The organism is Neisseria sp. HMSC03D10 (assembly GCF_001807625.1).
GTDB classification, from domain to species: Bacteria; Pseudomonadota; Gammaproteobacteria; order Burkholderiales; family Neisseriaceae; genus Neisseria; species Neisseria mucosa.
On record NZ_KV789581.1, the window covers coordinates 1 to 6068 of the forward strand.

The 6068-nt window shown below is 48.5% G+C and carries 6 protein-coding genes; all 6 read right to left on the reverse strand.

Going from position 1 to position 6068, the window contains the following annotated elements:
- Nucleotides 1–64 precede the first annotated feature (64 nt).
- The 6 genes from ispG to zapE all read right to left on the reverse strand — a co-directional run bounded on the left by ispG (nucleotide 65) and on the right by zapE (nucleotide 6002).
- A complete protein-coding gene (gene ispG / locus HMPREF3066_RS08820) occupies nucleotides 65–1330 on the reverse strand; it encodes a flavodoxin-dependent (E)-4-hydroxy-3-methylbut-2-enyl-diphosphate synthase (RefSeq protein WP_070442251.1) in 1266 nt (421 codons plus the stop codon).
- 2 nt (nucleotides 1331–1332) lie between these two features.
- Nucleotides 1333–2205 (reverse strand): helix-turn-helix domain-containing protein, encoded by an 873-nt coding sequence (locus HMPREF3066_RS08825; RefSeq protein WP_070442256.1) that lies wholly within the window; start codon nucleotides 2203–2205, stop codon nucleotides 1333–1335.
- A 4-nt stretch (nucleotides 2206–2209) separates the two neighbouring features.
- The gene (gene pilW, locus HMPREF3066_RS08830) at nucleotides 2210–2965 is read right to left on the reverse strand and encodes a type IV pilus biogenesis/stability protein PilW (protein ID WP_003759214.1); all 756 of its coding nucleotides are present in this window, start codon (nucleotides 2963–2965) and stop codon (nucleotides 2210–2212) included.
- A 2-nt stretch (nucleotides 2966–2967) separates the two neighbouring features.
- The gene (gene rlmN / locus HMPREF3066_RS08835) at nucleotides 2968–4062 is read right to left on the reverse strand and encodes a dual-specificity RNA methyltransferase RlmN (protein WP_009312955.1); all 1095 of its coding nucleotides are present in this window, start codon (nucleotides 4060–4062) and stop codon (nucleotides 2968–2970) included.
- 260 nt (nucleotides 4063–4322) lie between these two features.
- A complete protein-coding gene (gene ndk, locus HMPREF3066_RS08840; RefSeq protein ID WP_003759208.1) occupies nucleotides 4323–4748 on the reverse strand; it encodes a nucleoside-diphosphate kinase in 426 nt (141 codons plus the stop codon).
- 66 nt (nucleotides 4749–4814) lie between these two features.
- Nucleotides 4815–6002, reverse strand: a complete 1188-nt coding sequence (gene zapE / locus HMPREF3066_RS08845; RefSeq protein WP_070442259.1) for a cell division protein ZapE — start codon at nucleotides 6000–6002, stop codon at nucleotides 4815–4817.
- Between the last annotated feature and the right edge of the window lie 66 nt (nucleotides 6003–6068).

The following is a 6068-nucleotide window of genomic DNA, read 5'->3' on the forward strand; positions in this document are numbered from 1 at the left end:
AGGGGATGTCCAACTTTTGGGGTGCAGTTCATGTTTTTCAGACGACCTTTTATTCTCATGCCTATCAAGCTGACTGTATCGGGATGATACGGTTTTGACTACGTTTTGCACCGCCTTCGCAATAATTGACTTTGACGTATTCTTCGACAATCTCTAAGAATTCGGCTGCGATGTTATCGCCTTTTAAAGTCACCTTGCGTTCTCCGTCAACATAAACCGGGGCAACAGGGGTTTCGCCAGTTCCGGGCAGGCTGATGCCGATGTCTGCCAGTTTGCTTTCGCCCGGTCCGTTAACGACGCAGCCCATGACGGCAACGTTTAAAGATTCTACACCGGGGTAAAGGGTGCGCCATACGGTCATTTTTTGGCGAAGGTAATTTTGTACGTCTTGGGCAAGCTCTTGGAAGACTGTGCTGGTGGTGCGTCCGCAGCCCGGGCAGGCGGTAACCATGGGGGTAAACGAGCGCAGTCCCATGGTTTGTAGAATTTCCTGACCGACGATGACTTCCTGCGTACGCGAACTGCCGGGTTCGGGAGTCAGGGAAATGCGGATGGTGTCGCCGATGCCTTCTTGAAGCAGTACGGCCAAGGCGGCAGTCGAAGCGACAATGCCTTTACTGCCCATGCCTGCTTCCGTCAAGCCTAAGTGGAGCGGATATTGGCAGCGGCTGCCCAGTTCGCGGTAAACCTGAATCAAATCTTGAACGGAGCTGACCTTGCACGACAAGATGATTTTGTTTTCAGGCAAACCTAATCGGACGGCTTTTTCAGCAGATTCCAACGCCGAAATAATCAAGGCTTCTTTCATGATTTCTTCGGGCGGTTTGGGCGATGAGGACGCCAGATTGGCATCCATCATGCGCTTGGCGAGGCTTTGGTCAAGCGAACCCCAGTTGACGCCGATACGGACGGCTTTGTCGTTTTCGGCGGCAGTCCGAATCATATAGGCAAATTTTTCATCGCCTTTTGCGCCTTTGCCGACATTGCCGGGGTTAATACGGTATTTGGATAAAGCTTTGCCGCAGTCGGGAAATTCTGCCAACAGGCGTTCGCCGTTGAAATGAAAGTCGCCAATCAGCGGTGTGGTATACCCCATGTCGTCCAAACGCTGGCGGATTTCGGCAACTTTGGATGCGGCTTCCGGGCTGTTGACGGTTATGCGCACCATTTCTGAGCCTGCATCGCTCAATTCTTTGACTTGTAGGGCGGTTGCTTCTGCATCTGCGGTGTCGGTATTGGTCATGGACTGAACAACAACGGGTGCATCAGAACCGACGATGAGATGGTCGATTTGTACTTGATGGGTTTGACGGCGTTTGGGTGTGTTCATCTTTATTTTTTTCCTGCTACAAATGAAGCGGATTTTTCACCGGCAGCGCGGTATTCTGCCAGATTGATGGTTGTCCCGCCATAATTGGCTTGTGCACCTGTGGCAATACCGATCCAGACATTGTAGGGCGCACCGCCTTTAAAACGCCTTTCGCTTCCTGCGGGAATGATCCGGCTGAAAATCATGGTACCTTTCTTGTCGGTGATAATCAGATTGCTTCGGTATTGGACTTTAATCCAAAGCTCGTCTGAATCGACTTTGACTTCAGGTTCGGATGCCGCTGCTTCGGATGCGGCGACACTTGAAGCTGCTTTTTCGGCATTGGATATTTCTTGTTTGCCGTTTTCTGCCATATTGGAAACGGCAACATTTTCTTTTTTCAAATCCGGCGTCTGCATACTGTTACGTACTGCATCGCTGTTTTGCGCGACTTGTTGTTCGTTTTCATGATTGGACTTGCTTTGCCAAACATAAATACCGCCGCCAAGCAGGATGAGTGCTGCCACGCCCAAGACCCATTTGGGAAAGCCGACTTTTTCACCATCTTGGTAGTTTAAGCCAGTATTTTGTTTGCGATCTACCAGATAGACATGGTCTTCTTCCGGCGCGGAAATGGCTTTCAGACGACCTGTAATGGTTGCTTCATCGATTTTCAACAGACGGGCATAAGAACGCAGATAGCCCATAACGAAGACCAATCCTGAAAAGAAAGAATAGTCTCCTTTTTCAAGTGCTTCAATTTGTTCGGCAGACAGTTTCAACCGTCGTGCTACTTCGTCAATATCCCAACCTGATTTGTGTCTGAGTTGTCCCAGCTCATCACCCAATGATTTGGCAGCTTGAATGTCGTATTCGTTTTTCTTTTGATTTTCCATGTGGTTACTTACCTGTGGTTACTGCCTGTAATTGTTCCGAATAGGGGAAGTTTGCCCTTAACTGGGCTTCGTATTCGTAGGCTGCCTGGCTATTGCCCAAAGCAGTCGCCAATTTCCAACCCAGCAGCAAATCATCTGCCTGCAAGACATCGACTTTGCTTTGGTATTGACGGAAATAATAGTCCGCTTCGTTTAAATTGCCTGCCAGCATTTTGGTTCTTGCCAGTTCTTTAAACGCAGGCGGGAATTGAGGTTGCGCAGCCAAAGAGCGTTCGAGATAAGCTTCTGCCAGCGAATATTGTCCCATCTTCGCGCTGCAAATGCCCTTGTTGAGGTTGGCGATAAACGGAGAAGGATAAGTCGGATCGGCCAGGGCTTTGTCAAAATAACTGATGGACTGGGCGGGATTATTCATCTCGCTGCACAAGAACCAGCCGTAGTTATTATTGATTTCCGCATTGTCAGGTTTCAAAGATAGGGCTTTTTGGAAGCTTTCTTGCGCCTTTTCGCGAACTTTAAGATATTGATAAATTTGTGCGCGAACCAGCCATGCATCTTCATTGCTGCTGTCCGCTTTCAATGCCTCTTCAATGCTTACCGTTGCTTGACGGTAATCGCCCCCGCGCATGTATTCGATAGCCAACTGGGTTTTGATATTGGCGACTTGTGTTGCACGTTCCGCTCTGCTTGGACCTTTCGGGCCGGCGCATGCGCCCAAAACCAAAGTTAAAATAATGGGTTGCCAAATGTTCAGTTTCATAATCAGCTCTGTTGTTCAACCAAAATCTGCTGCCATTTTTGTTGGCGGCGTGTTTTATCTTGTACTTGTCCTGCCAATTGACCGCAAGCTGCGTCAATATCGTCGCCACGTGTTTTGCGGACGGTTACCACGAATCCTGCCTGCTGCAAAATATCGCGGAAAACGCGGATATTTTCATTGGTAGAGCGTTCGTAGCCGGAATTGGGGAAAGGATTGAATGGAATCAGATTGAATTTGCACGGTACGTCTTTTACCAGCTCAATCAGTTCGCGCGCATGTTGCGCTTTATCATTGATTCCGTCCAACATAACGTATTCAAAAGTAATGAAATCTCTTGGTGCTTTGACCAAATAACGTTGGCATGCCGCCATCAACTCTTTCAACGGATATTTTTTATTCAGCGGAACGATTTGATCGCGTACTTCGTCGTTGGAAGCATGAAGGGATACTGCCAGCGCAACAGGCATCGCATCGCGCAGCCTGTCCATTTGCGGCACCATACCCGATGTGGAAACGGTAACGCGGCGGCGGCTGAGGCCGTAGCCATGATCGTCCAGCATAATGCTCAGCGCAGTAACGACATTATCAAAGTTCGCCATTGGTTCGCCCATGCCCATCATGACTACATTGGAAATCACGCGTTCGTTTTTCGGCGTAACGCCCATTGCTTTATTTGCCCACCACAGTTGCCCAATGATTTCGGCAGCGGTCAGATTACGGTTGAAACCTTGGCGGCCGGTAGAACAGAAGGTGCATTCCAATGCGCAGCCGACTTGCGAGGAAATACACAACGTACCGCGTTCTGCTTCGGGAATAAACACCGTTTCCACACCGTTGCCCGTTCCTACATCCAACAGCCATTTGCGCGTCCCATCGGTGGATTCTTGCGCCATCATCAGTTTGGGCACATCCACGCTTGCCTGTTCGTTGAGTTTCAGGCGCAGGGATTTTGCCAAATCGGTCATTTCATCGAAACTTTGCGCACCGGCTTGGTGGATCCAGCGCATGACTTGTTTGGCGCGGAACGGTTTTTCGCCCATCTCAGCAAAATGATGGGTCAGTCCGTTTAAATCGTAATTCAGCAGATTGGTTTTCATGTGGTTTATTTCTTGGTAAAGCTTTTAATAAAGGCTGTCTTGATAAATCTTGCAAATCCGGCGGATTAGGACGTTGCATAGTGGGTTTGAACATGTCCTGAATCTTGTTGAGCAAACAGCTTTTATTTCCAAGCTCCTTCTATCATATTTTCAGACGACCTCCATTTTAGAAAGGTCGTCTGAAAACAGATTGAGACAAACAATATCGACAAAACCGTCCAAACACCCGAACCGGTCGGACGTTCGAACGGTATCTATCGTTAACGCGGGCAGATTTCACTTTGGCTGAAGAAGTAGGCAATCTCGATTGCTGCGTTTTCCAGACTGTCAGAACCATGTACGGCGTTTACGCTGAGAGATTCGGCAAAATCGGCACGTATCGTACCGGGAGCGGCTTCCGCAGGGTTGGTCGCGCCCATCAGTTCACGGTTTTTTGCAACGGCATTTTCACCTTCCAACACCTGAATCATGACAGGACCGCTGGTCATAAAGGCAACCAAGCTGTCGTAAAAAGGACGCTCTTTATGGACAGCATAAAACTCTTGGGCTTCGCGCACGCTGAGGTGCTTCATTTTGGCGGCGACAATACGCAGTCCGTTTTCTTCAAAACGGCTGTAAATTTTGCCGATTACATTTTTACCTACAGCATCGGGTTTAACGATGGAGATCGTGCGCTCAATAGCCATATTATGTCCTTGTTTTTATTGCGTTGTGCAATAATCTGAGGTTGGGGAAAATGAAGTGTTATTTTATCAAATTTCAGTATACTTTGGGGAAAGCCACTCTTTTTTCTTCTCCTGAATCTTATTTTTTAACGTCAGATGCGGTTGCTCCAAATAAACTTCCGATTGCATTTCCACCATACGGCTGGCAGTACGGGTAAATTCTTCGGCGAAATCGCCTTCGACATAAATATCGTTTACGCTTACCGCACTGGTGGCACAGAGTTTTACTCGGAAATCGTACAATACGTCAATCAGCCATGTAAGGCGGCGCGCTTCGGCTTTTTCCTGCGGCGTCAGGCGTTCCAATCCTGATACGAACACCATTTCATAATGTTCGGCCAAATAGAGGTAATCGGCTTGCGAACGCGGACCAAAGCATAAAGCGCGGAAATCGAACCAAATGGCGCGGTCGGAGTGGGCTTTATGTGGAATTTCACGCCCGTGTATTACGCTGACACCGGGATTCAATTCGGAAATTCCCGCCATTTCTTTAAACAAATCAGCCAATTTCTGCTCGTTTTCTTCATTGTTGGGAACGAAGAAAATCTCGGCAGGACGTAAAGTGCGCAGGCGGTAGTCTTCCCCCCCGTCAACATTTAAGACGGTCAGGCTGGATTCAATCAGCGCGATGGTCGGCAGAAAACTGCTTCTGTTTTGACCTTGGGGATAAAGCTCGGACGGGGCGTAGTTGGAAGTTGCCACCAAAACCACGCCTTCGCTCAACAAGTTTTCCAGTAGGCGGCCCAGAATCATCGCATCCGCAATATCGCTGACGTGAAATTCGTCAAAACACAATACGCGGGTCTCTTTGGCAATCTCAGCAGCAACTGCTTTTAAAGGATTGGCTTCACTTTTCAAGTCTTTCAAACGCTTATGGATTTCCGCCATAAAGGCATGAAAGTGGACACGGCGTTTGCGGCGGTATGGCAAACAGCCGAAAAAAGCATCCATCAAGAAACTTTTACCGCGACCCACACCGCCATAAAAATACAGACCTTTCGGTACTTGGGGAGAGCGCAGGCTGCGCCCTAGGAAACGATTGCGTTTGCGTTTGAACATCATCAGTTCCGTCCACAAACGATCCAAATATTCAATCGCCCGCGCCTGTGCTTCATCGCGGATGAAATTCGGTTGTTCAGCTGCCGCCTGATACCAAGTCAGCGGGCTGTGGTTTTCAAACGGAGGGGCGACAAACAGTTGACCTCTATCACTCATATCTGACCTTTATTATGTTTTTGGGTTTGACAATTATAGTGGATTAACTTTAAACCAGTACGACGT

Excerpts from the sequence above, each read along its gene's own strand:
- ispG (WP_070442251.1), bottom strand. The coding sequence starts at position 1,330 with ATGAACACACCCAAACGCCGTCAAACCCATCAAGTACAAATCGACCAT.
- HMPREF3066_RS08825 (WP_070442256.1), bottom strand. The coding sequence starts at position 2,205 with ATGGAAAATCAAAAGAAAAACGAATACGACATTCAAGCTGCCAAATCA.
- pilW (WP_003759214.1), bottom strand. The coding sequence starts at position 2,965 with ATGAAACTGAACATTTGGCAACCCATTATTTTAACTTTGGTTTTGGGC.
- rlmN (WP_009312955.1), bottom strand. The coding sequence starts at position 4,062 with ATGAAAACCAATCTGCTGAATTACGATTTAAACGGACTGACCCATCAT.
- ndk (WP_003759208.1), bottom strand. The coding sequence starts at position 4,748 with ATGGCTATTGAGCGCACGATCTCCATCGTTAAACCCGATGCTGTAGGT.
- zapE (WP_070442259.1), bottom strand. The coding sequence starts at position 6,002 with ATGAGTGATAGAGGTCAACTGTTTGTCGCCCCTCCGTTTGAAAACCAC.